This window comes from Colwellia sp. MB02u-6 (genome assembly GCF_014077095.1).
In the GTDB taxonomy this organism is placed as follows: Bacteria; Pseudomonadota; Gammaproteobacteria; order Enterobacterales; family Alteromonadaceae; genus Cognaticolwellia.
The window spans coordinates 235,699-253,149 of sequence record NZ_JACGVG010000027.1; the positions used below are offsets into that span (position 1 = coordinate 235,699).

The following is a 17,451-nucleotide window of genomic DNA, read 5'->3' on the forward strand; positions in this document are numbered from 1 at the left end:
GCTGTTATTTACGTTTGATAGTAAACTGCCTATAATGCCCGCGATAAAAAATATTCTTTGTATAAGCAAACCAATAATTAAACAGATAAACACTAGCGAGAAAATAATACGTGAGTAAAGCACTTCAAGCAATTAGAGGTATGAACGACTGTTTGCCTGCACAAACAGGTATTTGGCAAATGGTAGAAACAGTACTGCGCCGCGTTGCCAGTAATTATGGTTTTGCTGAAATACGTATGCCGATTGTTGAGTCAACGGCGCTATTTAAACGCTCTATTGGTGAAGTAACCGATATTGTTGAAAAGGAAATGTATACCTTTGAGGATCGTAATGGCGACAGCTTAACATTACGCCCAGAAGGTACAGCAAGTTGTGTTCGTGCTGGTAATCAACACGGATTACTGTATAACCAAGAGCAGCGCTTGTGGTATATGGGACCCATGTTTCGTCATGAACGTCCACAAAAGGGTCGTTATCGTCAATTCCACCAATTTGGCCTAGAAGCCTTTGGTATAGCCACACCTGATATTGACGCTGAAATTATTATGTTAACGGCTCGACTTTGGCGGGAACTTGGCATCAACGAATTTGTCACATTAGAGCTAAACTCGCTGGGTTCGAACGAAGAGCGCGGCAATTATCGTGACGCGTTAGTGGTGTTTTTAACTGAAAAAGAACATCTTTTAGATGAAGATAGTAAGCGCCGTATGCACACTAATCCATTGCGCGTACTGGACAGTAAAAACCCAGAGGTACAAGCCGCATTGGTCGGCGCACCTAAACTAGCTGATTATTTTGCTGAAGAGTCAAGAATACACTTTGCATCGGTTTGTCAGCGCTTAGATGCTGCGGGTATCAAGTATGTGATTAACGAGCGTTTAGTACGTGGTTTAGATTATTATAACCGTACCGTTTTTGAATGGGTTACCTCGAGCTTAGGTGCTCAAGGCACTATTTGTGCTGGTGGGCGCTATGATGGTTTAGTAGAGCAACTAGGTGGTAAATCGACACCAGGGTTTGGTTTTGCCTTAGGCATCGAACGTTTAGTGTTGATGATGACCAGCTTAGAAAAAGCCAATAACATAAGAGCGCAAGTCGATGCTTACGTTATTATGTTGGGCGATGATGTTGAAATAACCGCTAACGGCTTAGCCGAGCAATGGCGTGATCAAGTGCCAGATATTCGGCTACAATGTCACTGTGGTGGTGGCAATATGAAAAAACAAATGAAGCGTGCAGATAAATCAGGTGCTCAAATAGCATTGATTCTTGGTGAAGATGAAATAGCTCAACAGACGGTCACCGTAAAATATTTGCGCGGACAACAAGAACAACAAAGTTTGCCACTTGAGCAAGTGCCAAGTCTTTTAACAAATTTACTTTAAGGGTCAGTTTTGGATATAAATCAAACAGAAGAACAACAAGTCGAATCAATCAAAAGGTTTTGGAGTGATAATGGTAATGCGATTATTGCTGGTTTAGCTATTGGTTTTTCAGGATTTATTGGTCTTAACTATTATAATGATCATAAATTGCAACAAGAGCTAAATACCTCAGAAGCTTATCAAACCATGATCGAGGAGGGTGTTGAAGATAGCACTGCTTTTGAAGCCGCGGGCAACGCCTTTATTGCTGAAAATAGTACCTCTGGTTATACCATGTTAACGGCTATTGCTTTAGCTAAAGAAGCCGCTGAAAAGCAAGACTGGTTAAAAGCTGAAACATATTTAAATACGGCAATTGAAAAATCAGTGGATGACGGTATTAAAGCAATTGCTACCGAGCGTTTAGCGCGAGTGCAATTACAATTAGAGAAATATGAAGAAGCTCTAGTGACATTAACACCAAAATTACCCGCTTCATTTGACGCTAGCGTTGAAGAAATTAAAGGTGATATTTACTTTAAACAAGGTAAAAGTTCGCTAGCTCGTAATGCCTACCAAGCAGCAATTGATTTTGCTACTGAAGGCACTAACCCAGCATTGCAAATGAAATTAGATGATTTAGCGCAAGTCATTAACTTAAGCAAATAGAGAGTGATATAAGCATGTTTATAAGTAAACGCTTTAACAAAAGCTTCCTTGCTATCTGTTTGTTAGCGGTAGGGATTTCTGCATGTTCATCAACAGATGATGAAGATGATGAACTAAAAGTCGCACCATTACCCGAAATAAAAGCCTTATTTGAACCTGTTGTAAAATGGGATGCCACTGTTGGTGACGGCGTCGGAGATTATTTTTCTCGCATACAGCCAGTGGTTGCCTATGGCAAAGTATTTAGTGCTAGTCGTGACGGAGATGCTTACGCATTTGATGAGAATAGCGGTGAGCAGGTTTGGCATGCTGATCTAAGTGACATCGATAATAAACGCGGTTTTTTTGATGAGAAAGAACTCGCCTTAATCAGTGGTGGCGCTGTTGTTGGCATCAATAAAGTATTTTTCGGTAGCGAGAATGGTGATGTTATTGCCCTCGATGCAGAAAGTGGCACGTTGTCATGGCAAGGAAAAGTTAAAGGTGAAGTCATTGCTGCACCGGCACTCGATTCCGGAAAACTGGTGGTCAATACGGCATCTGGCGTTATGAAGGCATTTAATGCTTCAAATGGCGAAGACGAATGGCAAATTGAACAAGACGTTCCGCCGCTTACTTTGCGTGGTATTAGTGCGCCGGTCATTGCGGGTGGTGGTGTTATTATTGGCTCAGCTGACGGTTCTTTATCCGTTTATTTACTAGAACAAGGTCGTCAAGGCTGGACTGTAGATATTGGTGAAGCGGCAGGTTCAACAGAACTAGAACGCGTTATTGATGTTGACTCAACGCCATTGATCTTCGGCGATAATATTTATACTGTATCTTCGCGTGGTAATTTAAGTGCGGTTGAACTACGTTCGGGCCGTGTGTTGTGGCAGCGCCAATACTCGTCTTACCGTGAATTAGCGATTAGCGGTAACAGCTTGTTTTTAACTGATGCTAAAGGCCACGTATATGCAATTGATCGTAATAATGGCTTAGAGCTTTGGAGCCAATTATCACTTACTAACCGTGGCTTAACCGGACCAACTCCTATTGGTGGCTATGTTGTGGTTGGCGACTTTGAAGGCTATCTACATTGGTTAGATCAAGCAACGGGTGAAATTGTTGCTCGTCATCATGTTGATAGCAGTGGTATTCATGCCACACCAACAGTTGAAAATGGCGTTTTGTATAGTCAAGCCCGCAACGGCGACTTAGAAGCTATCACCATTGCTAAATAAGTTATTCAACTAATTAATAGTTATTAACCAGTTGAATAAAAAACTAAAATTATAAACGGCTCCAATGCAAACAGCATTGGAGCCGTTGTTTATTAATAAAACTGATATAATGATTGAATTATATTGAGTTTAAAGAGAGATTTGAGGTAAACATGCTTCCTGTAGTAGCACTTGTTGGCCGACCTAATGTCGGTAAATCAACATTATTTAATAGATTAACGCGCAGTCGAGACGCCTTAGTTGCCGACTATCCAGGGTTAACCCGTGATCGTCAATACGGAAAAGCGGAAGTTGAAGAGCATCCTTTTATTGTTATTGACACCGGTGGTATTGAAGGTAACGAAAAAGGTATTGATGCCTTAATGGCCGAACAGTCGCTGATTGCCATTGACGAAGCAGATGCCGTGCTATTTATGGTTGATGCAAGAGTGGGTTTAACGTCTGCCGATCAAGGCATTGCTAGCCATTTACGTAAGCAAGATAAAAAAGTATTTTTAGTTGCCAACAAAGTTGATGGTATAGATGCGGACTCTGCTGTGGCCGACTTTTATTCTCTTGGCTTGGGTGGTGTAGTACATCAAATTGCCGCAGCACATGGCCGTGGTGTTACGCAACTACTAACCTTAGCGCTAACGCCTCATATTGCCGAACTTGGTAAACCAAAAGTACAAGAAAATGATGAGTTTGACGGTGACTTTGATGAAAATATAGATCATGAAGCGCTAGATAAAAAAAATATTGACGAAGCACCAGAAGAAAATGATACCATCAAGTTAGCGATTATTGGTAAGCCTAACGTCGGTAAGTCGACGTTAACGAACCGAATTTTAGGTGAAGACAGGGTCGTGGTATTTGATATGCCAGGTACCACACGTGATAGCGTTTATATTCCAATGGAACATAATGGCCGTCCTTATACCTTAATCGATACCGCAGGTATTCGCCGCCGTAAAAATGTTACTGATATCGTAGAGAAGTTTTCTGTGATTAAAACCTTACGTGCAATAGAAGATGCGAATGTATGTTTATTGATCATTGATGCACAAGAGGGCATTAGCGATCAAGACTTAAGCTTACTTGGCTTTATTTTAGAAGCGGGCCGCTCTTTAGTCTTAGCGGTAAATAAATGGGATGGTTTAGATGATCATGTTAAAGATCGTATTAAATCTGAATTAGATCGTCGTTTAGGTTTTATTGATTTCGCCCGTATTCATTTTATATCGGCTTTGCACGGCACAGGTGTGGGTCATTTATACGAGTCGGTAGAAGAAGCTTTTGTTTCAGCGACTAAGCGTATTTCTACTTCTATGGTAACTAAGATTTTAGATATGGCGGTGTTTGATCATCAACCACCTATGCATCAAGGTCGTCGTATTAAACTAAAATATGCTCATGCCGGTGGTTATAATCCACCTATTATCGTTATTCATGGCAATTTAGCGAAAAATCTCCCCCTTTCTTATAAGCGTTATTTAATGAATTACTATCGTAAATCATTAAAAATTATGGGTACGCCAATAAGAATTGAGTTCAGAGAAACCGCCAACCCGTTCGCTGGTAAGAAAAAGCTTAACTACACCGAGCAAAAGAAAATGGCACGTCTAACACAAGGTTATAAGAAAGACTAAGTCGCTATTTTAATAAAAAAGCTGATAATCACATCAGCTTTTTTATGATAAACTGCGGCTAAACTAGCGAAAAACCATATTGATTTCATGATGATATTCCGCTAATGTGAAGTTGTCGACTAACTTTTTTTATTATTTTTTTTCATTTAAATTAAATTTTGTTGGAATTCTATGCCGGACAATCCTATAAAATTGCCAGTGGTAGGGCGATTAAGTCGCAATTTAGCGCTGTTAAATCCAGGCGCGCTTGTGACATTAGATATGACAACGCCTTCAGGTCAACGTGGTAAGTTTCGTTCAGTTTTTATTGGCTACATGCCAAAAAAATACGTTTTAGTACAATACCCTGACAGCTCAAAGTTGGGCAGTTTTGCACAATACGTAAGCCAAGGTATAGGCGTAACAGTTCGTGGGCTAATTGAAGGCCATGAAGGTGCTGTAGTTGCCTTTATTTCTAATATTAGGCAAACGATCCAAATTCCATCACGTATTATCGTGCTTGATTTCCCACATGAAGTCCGTTTACAAAACCTGCGTTCTTCTATGCGCATTGAAACCTATATCAAAACAAAAGTTAAGGTGAAAGATGAGTATTGGGCCTCAGTAATATCTGATATTTCAGTTTCTGGCTGTCAGATTATGATTACTAATGGCGAGAAACTTATCTTAACCGAGGATAAACCCGTGGAAATCATTATTGAAAATTTTCAAGGCTTAAAAAACCTGAAACTAATTGCCGAGATTTGTAACACCAAAACCCAAGTTGATGGTGTTATGCTTGGGGTTAAATTTGATGATTCAAGTAAAGCCGAAGTGACCAAGCTGCTACAACAGGCGGTTATTTTACCGCATTAATTTACTTGCACCGCTATAACTTTAGCGTCTATTACACCATCTGAAATTTCTACTTTAATGGTATCAGTGATATTTATATCCTTGGTACTCTTAATCATTTGTCCTTTTTCATCACGAGTTATACTGTAACCGCGAGCAATTGTTGCTAATGGACTTACCATATGAAGTTGTTCGCATTGATGGGCAAAACTTGCTCGCTTAGCTATTAACAAGCGCTGCTGTGCACCAATAAGTTTAGTGTTGAGGTGAGTCGCCTGTTGCCGGTTTTTTATTATGTGGTTTAATGGCGAGGCATTGAGTAGTCGTTGGTCAAGGTATTGAGGTTTATGCTTAAGTTGGTTTATCGCTCGGGTAATTAGCCCTTGCAAGCGTATACTCAGTTCATCTGACTTTTGCTGTTTATTTTGTAATTGTTGCTCGGGATGCACTTGGGCCAACCTATGGTTTAAACTGGTTAGCGAATGATGTGAGCGCGTAAGTTGTTGCTTAAGCGCTCGGTGTGCACGACTGAGTAATTCAGCCACTTTATTAATACGCTCGTCAACATCAGCAGAAACTATTTCGGCTGCTGCAGACGGTGTTGGTGCTCTTAGGTCGGCAACGTAGTCAGCTAAGCTTGTATCAACCTCATGTCCAACAGCACTAATGGTTGGCAAGTTTGACTGGAAAATGGCGCGAGCGACTATTTCTTCATTAAAGGCCCATAAATCTTCCAGCGAACCACCGCCACGACCAATTAATAAAACGTCAACTTCATTACGTTCGTTGGCCAAGTTAATCGCTTGGGCAATCTCATATTTAGCCTGCTCACCTTGTACTAAAACTGGGTAAATAATCACTTTTATTAATGGATTTCTTCGCTTTAATATTGTGATGATATCTTTGACTGCAGCACCTGTAGGAGAGGTGACAATGCCAACCGTTTGAATTAACTTAGGGATGGCTTGTTTGTGGTGTAGTTCGAATAGACCTTCACCGTTCAGCTTGTCTTTTAATAATTGATATTGCTGTCTTAACAGTCCATCACCGGCTGACTCCATTTGTTCAATAATCAACTGGAAATCGCCTCGCGGTTCGTACAAGGAAACTTTAGCGCGTACTAATACTTGTTGACCATTTTGTGGCTGTATTCTCACCCGACGATTATTGCCTTTGAACATGGCACAGCGAACTTGTGATTTTTGATCTTTTAACGATAAATACCAATGGCCAGAGCTTGCAGCAATAAAATTGGATATTTCGCCACATAACCAGACGGTATTTAACTCACTTTCCAAGATAAAACGTACTTTTTTGGTGAGTTCACTTACTTGTAAGATGTGCTGTTGAGCCATAAATACTTTACTTTTTGTGTTGTTAAGAGGTAATAACTGTGTAATTGCTAAGTATTATATATTTGTTTAGACCAGCATCGGCAGTTTATTTTCGATTAATTGCAATTTTAAGTTTACCTTAGTAGGGAAAACGGTTAAAATTCTGCCGCAATATTTCCTCCCTAACCACTCACTTTAGAGAGATGTTGCGATGCTAAGAATTGCTCAAGAAGCGTTAACCTTTGACGATGTTTTACTGGTACCTGCCCATTCTACGGTACTGCCCCATACTGCCGATTTAAAAACTAAATTAACTCGAAAGATAAATTTAAATGTACCTATGATCTCTGCGTCGATGGACACAGTGACCGAAGCGCGTTTAGCCATTACCTTAGCACAAGAAGGTGGCATCGGGTTTATCCATAAAAATATGACCATAGCTGAACAGGCCAAAAATGTTTCTCAAGTTAAGAAATATGAAAGTGGTATTGTTTCAGATCCCGTAACAGTCAACCCAAGTGCAAGTATCGAAGACACTATGCGCCTAGCTGATGAACTCGGTTTTTCTGGTTTTCCTGTCGTTGATGAAAACAATAAGTTGATTGGTATTATTACCGGCCGCGACTTACGTTTTGAAACAGACTTAACGAAACCGGTTTCAGCATTGATGACTAAAAAAGACAAATTAGTGACCGTTAAAGAAGGTGCGTCACGTGAAGTAATTTTAAGTTTAATGCACGAACATCGCATTGAAAAAATTCTTATGGTTGATGACGCTTTTACACTAAAAGGTTTGATCACAGTTAAAGATTACCAAAAAGCGGAAAATAAACCTAACGCTTGTAAAGATGAATTAGGCCGCTTACGCGTTGGTGCTGCTGTTGGTGTTGGTGCAGGTACAGATGAGCGTATAGATGCGCTTGTTGCTGCTGGCGTCGATGTATTACTGATTGATACCTCTCATGGCCACTCACAAGGTGTGCTCGACCGTGTTGCTGAAACACGTGGTAGATATCCTGAGTTACAAATTATTGCAGGAAATGTTGCTACTGGCGCTGGTGCTAAAGCATTAGCTGATGTTGGAGTGGATGCGGTAAAAGTTGGCATAGGCCCAGGTTCTATTTGTACTACCCGTATCGTTACCGGCGTTGGTGTACCACAATTAACCGCTATTTCTAATGCGGTTGAAGCCTTAAAAGGTACGGGTATTCCCGTTATCGCTGATGGAGGTATTCGTTTTTCTGGTGATATTGCTAAGGCACTAGTGGCTGGCGCGCATTGTGTGATGGTCGGCAGTATGTTGGCCGGTACTGAAGAAGCGCCAGGTGAAGTAGAGCTTTATCAAGGTCGCTACTATAAATCATATCGCGGCATGGGCTCTTTGGGCGCCATGAGCCAAAAAGAAGGCTCAAGTGACCGTTATTTCCAAAAATCAGATGGTGAAGCCGACAAACTAGTACCGGAAGGAATTGAAGGTCGTGTTGCTTATAAAGGTCCTGTTGCCGCGATTATTCACCAACAAATGGGCGGTTTACGTTCATCAATGGGCTTAACTGGTTCAGCCACAATTGAAATAATGCGCACTAAGCCTGAATTTATGAAGATCACTTCTGCTGGTATGGGCGAGTCGCATGTGCATGATGTAGCCATCACTAAAGAAGCACCAAACTACCGTACGGGTTAGCGCTATTGAATTATTGTCGGCTAATCTCAGTGTTGTAAGTGCTCACTTAGTAAACTAAGCTCCGCGCTAGCACCTTGAACTAGGACGGCAATATAATCGATTGAATAGGGATAAAAGTACAAAGTTGATGAAGGCGAATACCTCATCGACAAAAATTCAAATAGGCTGAGCAGTAACTCATATAGAGCGAACGCTCAGCCTGTTCATTTTATATATTTAAAAATAAAAGTAGGAAAACAACATGAGTAAAGACATTCATGATCACCGCATACTCATATTAGACTTCGGTTCACAGTACACTCAACTCATCGCTCGTCGTGTGCGTGAAATTGGAGTTTATTGTGAATTATGGGCTTGGGATGTTACAGAAGAACAACTTAAAGCTTTTAACCCAACCGGTATTATTTTAGCTGGCGGACCTGAGTCAGTGACTGAGCATAATTCACCACGTGCGCCAGAATATGTGTTTAATGCCGGTGTACCTGTTTTAGGTATTTGCTATGGTATGCAAACCATGGCTGAGCAATTAGGTGGCAGCGTTGAAAGTTCTGAGCAGAAAGAATTCGGTTATGCTGCGGTTGAAGTTATTACTAAATCTGCACTCTTTAATGCCATTGAAGACCGTGTGAGTGAAAACGGTAATGCCTTGTTAGATGTCTGGATGAGCCATGGTGATAAAGTATCAGCTATTCCTGCCGGCTTCGTTACAGTTGCACAAACCCCTAGCTGTAAATATGCCGCAATGGTCAATGAAGAGAAACAATTTTACGGGGTGCAATTTCACCCTGAAGTGACTCATACCAAGCAAGGTTTACGTATTCTTGAGCATTTTGTTGTTGATATTTGTCAATGTGAAAAGCTTTGGACATCAGCGTCAATTATTGAAGACGCGATTGCCAAAATGAAAGCGCAAGTCGGTGATGATGAAGTCGTACTTGGCTTATCGGGTGGTGTTGACTCATCAGTTGTTGCCATGCTGTTACATCAGGCTATCGGTGATAAATTAACTTGTGTTTTTGTTGATAACGGTTTGTTGCGTTTAAACGAAGGCCAACAAGTCATGGATATGTTCGGCGACCATTTTGGTTTGAATATCATTCATGTTAATGCCGAAAACCGCTTCTTAGACCGTTTAGCTGACGAGAGTGATCCTGAGAAAAAACGTAAAATCATTGGTAATGTTTTTGTTGAAATTTTTGATGAAGAAGCCAACAAACTCAGTAATGCTAAATGGTTAGCACAAGGTACTATCTACCCTGATGTTATTGAGTCAGCCGCGTCAGCAACCGGTAAAGCACATGTGATTAAGTCGCACCATAATGTGGGTGGCTTACCTGAGCATATGAAACTTGGCTTAGTAGAGCCATTACGTGAATTATTCAAAGATGAAGTGCGTAAAATAGGCCTTGAGCTAGGACTACCTTACGACATGCTTTATCGTCATCCGTTTCCTGGACCTGGTTTAGGTGTGCGAATTTTAGGTGAAGTGAAAAAAGAATATGCTGACTTATTACGTCGTGCTGATCACATTTTCATTGAAGAATTACACAAACATGACTTGTATAAAAAAGTAAGCCAAGCCTTTACGGTATTTTTGCCGGTACGATCAGTTGGCGTGATGGGCGATGCACGTAAATATGATTGGGTAGTTAGCCTACGTTGTGTAGAAACTATCGATTTTATGACCGCACGTTGGTCACATTTACCCTACGAGTTCTTAGGCCTAGTGTCTAACCGCATTATCAACGAAGTGGATGGTATTTCTCGCGTAGTTTACGATATATCGGGTAAACCGCCTGCGACTATCGAATGGGAGTAACTGAGCCTTAAGCTGGTAAGAACATTCAACTCTGTGTTGGCAGTACTAAACTAGTAAACTAGGCTTGGTGCTACCAGCTTGAATTCGAATCTTTTTTCTGTGCTGATAACCTCAGTTATTTTTTCATTAATATTAAAAAACCCTAAGGTGTAAACCTTAGGGTTTTTTATGTACAGGATATTAGGCTCTGCTACGATCGCATGAATGTGAAAGCCTAACAATTTTAACTATATCAAGGTGAGAATAATGACGATTGAAAGATTAGAGACTAAAGCGCGCATGAGCCGCATAGTGAAACACAACGACACAGTATATTTATGTGGTCAGGTTTGCGCTGACGCCACTCAAAGTATTACTGAGCAAACACAAACTATGCTAGATAAGGTTGAGGCTTTATTAGTAGCTGCAGGTAGTTCAAAACAGCATATGTTATCAGCAACAATATACCTAAAAACTATGACTGATTTTACTGCTATGAACACGGTATGGGATGCTTGGGTGCCATTAGGCTTTGCACCCGCTCGTGCTTGTGTGCAAGCGGCTATGGCAAGAGATGTGCTTTTGGTCGAAATAAGTGTTGTTGCTGCTTTAATATCATAGACTAGACAGTAAATATTTAAGCAGTAGGCCAATTATGTTGATGTTACAACAATCATTAAAAACCACCTTTGGATTTGATGAGTTTAGAACCGGGCAAGAGCAAACGATAACGCAGTTACTTAATGGTGACTCTTCCTTAGCCATTTTTCCAACTGGTGCCGGTAAGAGTTTATGCTATCAATTAGCGGCAATAAATTTACCGCATTTAACCTTGGTGGTATCACCCTTATTGGCCTTGATGAAAGACCAGCTGGCATTTTTGCATACAAAAGGTATCGCAGCGGCCAGTATCGATTCAACATTATCATTTGAAGAGAGTCAGCAAATTAACCGAGACGTTCGCTCGGGTAAAATAAAAATCTTGATGGTATCAGTTGAGCGTTTTAAAAATGAGCGCTTTCGCCAGTTTATTGAAGCTATTGCTATTTCTATGTTGGTGGTAGACGAAGCCCATTGTATTTCAGAATGGGGTCATAATTTTCGACCTGATTATTTAAAATTGCCACGTTATCGACAAGAGCTCAATATTCCCTTAGTGCTTTTACTTACGGCCACAGCGACTAAACAAGTTAAGCAGGATATGGCTAATAAATTTGCTATTACTGATGAGCATATAGTGCAAACAGGTTTTTATCGCAGTAACTTAGATCTATCTGTTTTACCGGTCGCAGAAAAAGAGAAAAATCAAACACTGGTTGATTTAATTCGCCAGCACCAGGGTTGCGGTATTATTTATGTTACTTTGCAACATAGTGCTGAAAAAGTGGCGGATTTTCTGCAACAACAAGGTATAGCGGCAAAGGCTTACCATGCCGGTTTTAAAGATGATGTACGCAAGCAAATACAGCAAGACTTTATGCAAGGAAAAACCCCCATTATCGTCGCAACTATCGCCTTTGGTATGGGGATAGATAAAGCCAATATCCGTTTTGTTATTCATTATGATTTACCTAAATCCATTGAAAACTATAGTCAAGAAATTGGCCGGGCAGGTCGAGACAAAGCTAATGCCGCCTGTTTTACTCTGGCCAATCTGGATGGTATTCATACCGTAGAAAACTTTGTCTATGCTGACACGCCTGAGCGTGCAAGCATCGACTATGTGTTGCAAAACATACGTAACGAAATGCAAAATGGTGAATGGGAACTGCAAGTGCTGAACTTGTCAAATGCCAGTAATATTAAGCAGCTACCATTAAAAACCTTATTGGTTCAGTTAGAATTACTTGGGGTTATTGACGCTAAATTTAGCTATTTTGCTGATTTTAAATTTAAATTTGTTACCCCAAAAGCGCAAATCATCAGGGCATTTAATGCCGAGCGTAACGAATTTTTAGCGCAAGTCTTTAATTGCGCAAAAATGAAGAAAATTTGGGGTGAGCCTGACTTTGATCTGATGTATGCCCGTCATCAAGCGTCGAGAAAACGTATTATTGCAGCGCTTGAGTATTTAGCAGAGCAGCAGCATATTGTTTTGGAAACAAAAAAGGCAACAGAAGTCTTTAGTGTCAATATGGTGGCGTTAGAAAATGCTAACTTGGTCGACATGCTTTTTCATTACTTTTTTGACAAAGAGCAGGCCGAAATTGAGCGCATCACTAAGCTGGTCGCGTTTTTTCAAAGTGAACATTGTTTAACTCAGCAGCTCTCGCAATACTTTGATGATCAACGTGCACCAAAAAACTGTGGGCATTGTTCTGTTTGTCGTGGGCAGGTAGCAATATTACCTTATTCAAGCAATCATCAAACGGTGAGTGCCGAGACTATTGCTCTCGCTATTAAGCAGTTGCAACAGCACTTTTCAACCTTAAAGTCTCCTGTTGGTCGACCAACAGATATCTTGTCTACTGACACTATTTGTCGATTTTTGTCGGGTATGAGTGTGCCGTTGTTTACTCGTGCTAAAGTGCGGCAATTAAGTTACTTTGGCGTTTGTCAGTACATGCGCTATAGCGAAATTAAAGCACAAGTAATACCTTTGGTATAATACCAATCTCACTAATTTTCGGATGACTTTTACTGGTTAAAACAACCAACTACTGCGTTATTTAATAATTATAACCACTAGTTATTAAAATAAATGCCTTATATTTAGCCATTTTTCCTGCGTATAAAGTAGACCACCTAATTAATGAAATTGGTAGAACTTGTGCTGGCGAGATATTATGCCGATCAAAAAAGGCACTTCATCAGTGCCTTTTTTTAATCTCAGCTTAGGCTAATCTAGCCTTGGCTTGAGTTAATAAATGTTAGTGATCGTGGCCACAGGCCTCTTCACCTTCAACATGAACATGGCCATGCGCTAACTCTTCTTCAGTGGCATCACGTACTTCTAAAATTTCAACATCAAACTTTAAGTCCATACCGGCCAACGGGTGATTACCATCAACGGTAATTTCGTTTTCTTGAGCGTCAATTACAATAACGGTTTGTTCGCCTTCATCAGTCGTAGCGCGCAGTTGACTACCTACGTCTAAATCTTCAATGCCAGCAAACATTTCTTTGGGTACAGTTTGTACAAAACCGTCTTCACGTTGTCCATAAGCATCGTCTGCACTAACTTCTACTTCAAATTTATCACCTGCTTTGTGATCCACTAAGGCTGCTTCCAAGCCAGGAATCAGATAATTAGAACCTTGAATTACCGCTAATGGGTTGTGATCATAAGAACTATCAATCAAGGTGTCTTCGTTATCAGATACTGCGTAATGCAGTACAACAACTTTGTTGTCGGTAATTTTCATATTATGTCCTATTCAGTGGTTGTGCTTAATTTGTAAGGTAAGGGTATTATTGTTAGAGCTGAGTCTTGGGTTTTAATTCTTAGCTCTGTGCTATTATCAACATCGTTAGCCAAAACGCCTTGTATATAGGTCTGCATATTACTGGCTTGATAAACCGCTAATACGTCACCGGCTTTACGCCAATTCTCACCAAGCTTTTTCTCGATAATATCGCCGACGTTAGCCATTGTATCTTTGCCTGTTAAGGCAAAAAGCGCGCGTTTGTTTTTACCTAAATATTGCATACGAGCAACAGTTTCTTGGCCTAAATAACAACCTTTAGTAAAGCTAATGCCATCCATTGCTTGAAGGTTTAGCATTTGCGGTACATATTCTGCGACATACTGTTGAGAAAGCATGGGAAATCCAGCTGAAATCTCGAGTAAGTTCCAAAGTGCACCGTCATAGACTGGACAATCAAAGGTTGCAGAAATATTAGCTAATGTATCAACTTTATCAATAATGAGATAGCGGCTAATGTTGCCAGGAAGGTAAACCAAGGTGGTGTTATTTTCATGTACGACGGGTGTAAGTGTGTCAGGCACTTGTTGAAATAATGTCGCCATTTTAGCAGATGCTTGCTGGCCTGCAATGGCTAAATAAGCCAATTCAGTGTCTTGGCTTATTTCAACTTTAGCAAAAACGGCAAATTTCTTTAGTTCTGCTAAAGATTGCTCAATCGAACTTGTTGGTTGAAGTAGTAAAAACTTTTCTTCACGCTCCAGTAAACGAAAAGCAGAAAATACTTTACCTTTGGCGTTACAGTGCGCGCCAATAAGTAGCTTTGTCTGCGCCAAGGTGTCAACGTCACAGGTAACTTGCCCTTGTAGGTATTTGATTTGTTCTTGGCCCGTTAAGGTAATGGCGCCAATACTATCAAGGTTGATTGCAAATACTTCTGGTAATTCGTTATAACTAGGTAAGTTATTATTCATTATGTTCATCATCCGGCAATATTGCTGAAAAAAGGCTATTAACATCATAGGTGAGGACATTTATTCAGATTACAAGCATATAGCCGATTTTTCTGCTACTTTACTATTAAAAGTTTACTAATTTAAAGATCAATTCGTGGCTATTTTAACTTTGGATTTGTTAGAATATAGCGAGATTTTACTAATTAGAGTGATGTATGACATTAAAAGATAATAAACCTCGACTTCGCTGGGCTTGTCGACGCGGTATGCTAGAGTTAGATATACTTTTTATGCCATTTGTTGAAGAGGCTTACGATGAATTATCTAGTGAACATAAAGCTACTTTTGAGCGTTTATTAGAGTGTCAAGATCCTGAGCTATTTGCATGGTTTATGGGGCACGAAACTTGTGAAGACAAAGAGCTTAACGCCATGGTGCAGATTATATTACAGCGAGTTAAACTATAATATTAAGGTATCGCCTTCTAAGTCTAGGGCGATATTTAACTTATTATTTTATTTGGGTTTTACTTATCTTACCTTAACTGTTCTTTTCGGAATTAGCTTCTGGCTTGGATTATTTATGGCTGCTTTATTGGGCTTTATAATTTTTCTGTATCGCCAAACCCCTGCGCCGCTAGCAAGTCAGTGGCTGATGTTATTTACCTCAAGCAAAGATAAAAATAAAGCGAACTTTGTTTTATCAGATACCGGTGAATGCCAATTTAACCATCAAAAATCTTTGCAAATATCGTCTCATTCACAAATTAATTTGTGGGGTTATTGGCTAGTTTTTAGCAGCAGAGATACCGTAACTGCTCAACACTTTATTTTCAAAGATAGCTTATCTAGCGAAGATCAGGCGCGTTTGGCTCGCACTATCTTGCGGGTAAAAAGTTACGGATGAAAAGCTGTGACTGAAAAGTTACGGGTAAAAATGACTTATTACTCTATTGGCTTAAGTATAGTGATTTTTGCTTCTGTTAACAAATCAGGGAAGTCCAAGGTATAATGTAAACCTCGGCTTTCTTTACGATCTAATGCTGATCTAATAATTAATTCGGCCACTTGGACTAAGTTTCGTAACTCCAATAGGTTATTACTGACTCTGAAATGTCGGTAGTATTCTTCGATTTCATTTTGTAAAAGTTCGACTCGGTGCAATGCTCGTTCTAAGCGTTTTGTTGTGCGCACAATACCGACATAGTCCCACATAAATAACCGCAGTTCGTGCCAGTTATGTTGAATAACAACTTCTTCATCGGAGTCGGTAACTCGGCTTTCATCCCAGGCAGGAAGTGTTATGCAAGGTTTTGATATATCAATTTTTTGTTCAATATCAATGGCGGCGGCTCGCGCAAATACTAGGCACTCTAGTAGTGAATTACTTGCCATGCGATTAGCACCATGTAGTCCGGTATAAGCGACTTCGCCTATTGCATATAAATTTTCAATATCGGTTTGGCCCTGTTGATCAATCATAACGCCGCCACAGGTGTAATGAGCAGCAGGTACCACAGGCATAGGTTGTTTTGTGATGTCGATGCCAAGGGCTAGTGTGCGTTCGTAAATTGTTGGGAAATGCTGCTTAATAAAATCACTGGATTTGTGGCTAATATCTAAATACATACAATCAGCGCCAAGTCGTTTCATTTCAAAATCGATCGCGCGGGCCACAATGTCACGTGGTGCTAATTCAGCTCGTTCATCAAAGCTAGGCATAAATCGGCTACCATCAGGGCGAAGTAGCAGTGCGCCTTCGCCTCTTAGTGCTTCAGTCAATAAAAAGGTACCCGCCTCAGGATGGAATAAACAAGTAGGATGAAACTGATTAAACTCCATATTTGCAACGCGACAACCAGCGCGCCATGCCATAGCAATACCATCGCCACTGGCAACATCAGGATTTGAGGTATATTGATAAACTTTACTCGCACCACCTGTGGCTAAAATAGTTTTATGGGCAAAAATGCGCTCAACGTGTTCATCATTTCGATTCCATACATAAGCACCAACACATTCACGTTCGGCATTGACTTTATTTTTTTGATAAACCAGATCAATAGCGTTATATCGTTCAAAAATACGAATGCGAGGGTGGTTTTTTACCTGTGATGCCAAGGTTGTTTGAATGGCTTGACCGGTGGCATCAGCTGAGTGCAGAATTCTGCGGTGACTATGTCCGCCTTCTCGCGTTAAATGATAGCGAATATCTCCATTAGCAGCAGGTACATCTTGATCAAAATCAACGCCTTTATTAATTAACCATTCTAAGCAGTTTTTGGCATTTTCAGCAGTATGTTGCACTATAGCTTCGTCGCATAATCCTGCTCCAGCGATGACTGTATCAGCGACATGTGAGGCAACACTGTCATTTTCATCGAAGACTGCTGCAATACCTCCTTGCGCATAAAATGTTGAGCCTTCGTTAATTTCGTCTTTGCTTAAAATAAGCACGTCGGCATTTTTGGCCAGATGCAGAGCAAGCGATAATCCTGCCGCGCCACTGCCGATAATTAAAACGTCACAGTTGTGTTGTTGATTCATATATTCTTAAAATTAAGGTACAATAATCTGTAACCCAATATAGCTTTTAT

At 40.4% G+C, this 17,451-nt stretch carries 15 protein-coding genes; 11 read left to right on the plus strand and 4 right to left on the minus strand.

The window, feature by feature from the left end:
• The first annotated feature begins 110 nt into the window (after positions 1–110).
• The 5 genes from hisS (at position 111) to H4J46_RS03490 (ending at position 5,739) form a co-directional block, all read left to right on the plus strand.
• Complete coding sequence (hisS, locus tag H4J46_RS03470) at positions 111–1,385, plus strand: histidine--tRNA ligase (RefSeq protein ID WP_182232160.1); 1,275 nt, start codon at positions 111–113, stop codon at positions 1,383–1,385.
• A gap of 9 nt (positions 1,386–1,394) precedes the next feature.
• Positions 1,395–2,033 carry a tetratricopeptide repeat protein gene (locus tag H4J46_RS03475; RefSeq protein WP_182232161.1) on the plus strand — a complete coding sequence of 213 codons (639 nt, stop codon included), beginning with the start codon at positions 1,395–1,397 and terminating at the stop codon, positions 2,031–2,033.
• A 14-nt stretch (positions 2,034–2,047) separates the two neighbouring features.
• Positions 2,048–3,256: an outer membrane protein assembly factor BamB gene (gene bamB, locus H4J46_RS03480; RefSeq protein WP_182232162.1), complete on the plus strand. Its 1,209-nt coding sequence runs from the start codon at positions 2,048–2,050 to the stop codon at positions 3,254–3,256.
• 152 nt (positions 3,257–3,408) lie between these two features.
• Positions 3,409–4,884 (plus strand): ribosome biogenesis GTPase Der, encoded by a 1,476-nt coding sequence (gene der, locus H4J46_RS03485; RefSeq protein ID WP_182232163.1) that lies wholly within the window; start codon positions 3,409–3,411, stop codon positions 4,882–4,884.
• A gap of 171 nt (positions 4,885–5,055) precedes the next feature.
• Complete coding sequence (locus tag H4J46_RS03490) at positions 5,056–5,739, plus strand: PilZ domain-containing protein (RefSeq protein WP_182232164.1); 684 nt, start codon at positions 5,056–5,058, stop codon at positions 5,737–5,739.
• On the opposite strand, the gene xseA is transcribed toward H4J46_RS03490, so the two are convergent.
• Positions 5,736–7,073, minus strand: a complete 1,338-nt coding sequence (gene xseA, locus H4J46_RS03495; RefSeq protein WP_182232165.1) for an exodeoxyribonuclease VII large subunit — start codon at positions 7,071–7,073, stop codon at positions 5,736–5,738. The genes H4J46_RS03490 and xseA overlap by 4 nt on opposite strands.
• A 190-nt stretch (positions 7,074–7,263) precedes the next feature.
• Here xseA and guaB point away from each other — a divergent pair, with 190 nt between their 5' ends.
• The 4 genes from guaB to H4J46_RS03515 all read left to right on the plus strand — a co-directional run bounded on the left by guaB (position 7,264) and on the right by H4J46_RS03515 (position 13,142).
• The gene (gene guaB / locus H4J46_RS03500; RefSeq protein WP_182232166.1) at positions 7,264–8,736 is read left to right on the plus strand and encodes an IMP dehydrogenase; all 1,473 of its coding nucleotides are present in this window, start codon (positions 7,264–7,266) and stop codon (positions 8,734–8,736) included.
• Positions 8,737–8,977: 241 nt separating this feature from the next.
• Positions 8,978–10,555 (plus strand): glutamine-hydrolyzing GMP synthase, encoded by a 1,578-nt coding sequence (guaA, locus tag H4J46_RS03505; RefSeq protein ID WP_182232167.1) that lies wholly within the window; start codon positions 8,978–8,980, stop codon positions 10,553–10,555.
• A 246-nt stretch (positions 10,556–10,801) separates the two neighbouring features.
• Positions 10,802–11,155 carry a RidA family protein gene (locus H4J46_RS03510; protein ID WP_182232168.1) on the plus strand — a complete coding sequence of 118 codons (354 nt, stop codon included), beginning with the start codon at positions 10,802–10,804 and terminating at the stop codon, positions 11,153–11,155.
• Between the two features lie 34 nt (positions 11,156–11,189).
• Positions 11,190–13,142: an ATP-dependent DNA helicase RecQ gene (locus H4J46_RS03515; RefSeq protein ID WP_182232169.1), complete on the plus strand. Its 1,953-nt coding sequence runs from the start codon at positions 11,190–11,192 to the stop codon at positions 13,140–13,142.
• 262 nt (positions 13,143–13,404) lie between these two features.
• Here H4J46_RS03515 and H4J46_RS03520 read toward each other — a convergent pair whose 3' ends face one another.
• Together H4J46_RS03520 and ygfZ are read right to left on the minus strand one after the other, a co-directional pair.
• Positions 13,405–13,899 carry a peptidylprolyl isomerase gene (locus H4J46_RS03520; protein ID WP_182232170.1) on the minus strand — a complete coding sequence of 165 codons (495 nt, stop codon included), beginning with the start codon at positions 13,897–13,899 and terminating at the stop codon, positions 13,405–13,407.
• An 8-nt stretch (positions 13,900–13,907) separates the two neighbouring features.
• On the minus strand, positions 13,908–14,873 hold the full coding sequence (ygfZ, locus tag H4J46_RS03525) for a tRNA-modifying protein YgfZ (protein WP_259365669.1): 966 nt from the start codon (positions 14,871–14,873) through the stop codon (positions 13,908–13,910).
• Positions 14,874–15,070: 197 nt separating this feature from the next.
• Here ygfZ and H4J46_RS03530 point away from each other — a divergent pair, with 197 nt between their 5' ends.
• Complete coding sequence (locus H4J46_RS03530; RefSeq protein WP_182189911.1) at positions 15,071–15,322, plus strand: succinate dehydrogenase assembly factor 2; 252 nt, start codon at positions 15,071–15,073, stop codon at positions 15,320–15,322.
• Positions 15,264–15,761 carry a protein YgfX gene (locus H4J46_RS03535; protein WP_310650202.1) on the plus strand — a complete coding sequence of 166 codons (498 nt, stop codon included), beginning with the start codon at positions 15,264–15,266 and terminating at the stop codon, positions 15,759–15,761. The genes H4J46_RS03530 and H4J46_RS03535 overlap by 59 nt, the downstream gene beginning before the upstream one ends.
• Before the next feature lie 38 nt (positions 15,762–15,799).
• On the opposite strand, the gene nadB is transcribed toward H4J46_RS03535, so the two are convergent.
• Complete coding sequence (gene nadB, locus H4J46_RS03540) at positions 15,800–17,401, minus strand: L-aspartate oxidase (RefSeq protein ID WP_182232173.1); 1,602 nt, start codon at positions 17,399–17,401, stop codon at positions 15,800–15,802.
• Positions 17,402–17,451 lie beyond the last annotated feature (50 nt).

Coding starts and splice junctions, on each gene's coding strand:
- bamB (WP_182232162.1), top strand. CDS start 2,048: ATGTTTATAAGTAAACGCTTTAACAAAAGCTTCCTTGCTATCTGTTTG.
- der (WP_182232163.1), top strand. CDS start 3,409: ATGCTTCCTGTAGTAGCACTTGTTGGCCGACCTAATGTCGGTAAATCA.
- H4J46_RS03490 (WP_182232164.1), top strand. CDS start 5,056: ATGCCGGACAATCCTATAAAATTGCCAGTGGTAGGGCGATTAAGTCGC.
- xseA (WP_182232165.1), bottom strand. CDS start 7,073: ATGGCTCAACAGCACATCTTACAAGTAAGTGAACTCACCAAAAAAGTA.
- guaB (WP_182232166.1), top strand. CDS start 7,264: ATGCTAAGAATTGCTCAAGAAGCGTTAACCTTTGACGATGTTTTACTG.
- guaA (WP_182232167.1), top strand. CDS start 8,978: ATGAGTAAAGACATTCATGATCACCGCATACTCATATTAGACTTCGGT.
- H4J46_RS03510 (WP_182232168.1), top strand. CDS start 10,802: ATGACGATTGAAAGATTAGAGACTAAAGCGCGCATGAGCCGCATAGTG.
- H4J46_RS03515 (WP_182232169.1), top strand. CDS start 11,190: ATGTTGATGTTACAACAATCATTAAAAACCACCTTTGGATTTGATGAG.
- H4J46_RS03520 (WP_182232170.1), bottom strand. CDS start 13,899: ATGAAAATTACCGACAACAAAGTTGTTGTACTGCATTACGCAGTATCT.
- ygfZ (WP_259365669.1), bottom strand. CDS start 14,873: ATGAATAATAACTTACCTAGTTATAACGAATTACCAGAAGTATTTGCA.
- H4J46_RS03530 (WP_182189911.1), top strand. CDS start 15,071: ATGACATTAAAAGATAATAAACCTCGACTTCGCTGGGCTTGTCGACGC.
- nadB (WP_182232173.1), bottom strand. CDS start 17,401: ATGAATCAACAACACAACTGTGACGTTTTAATTATCGGCAGTGGCGCG.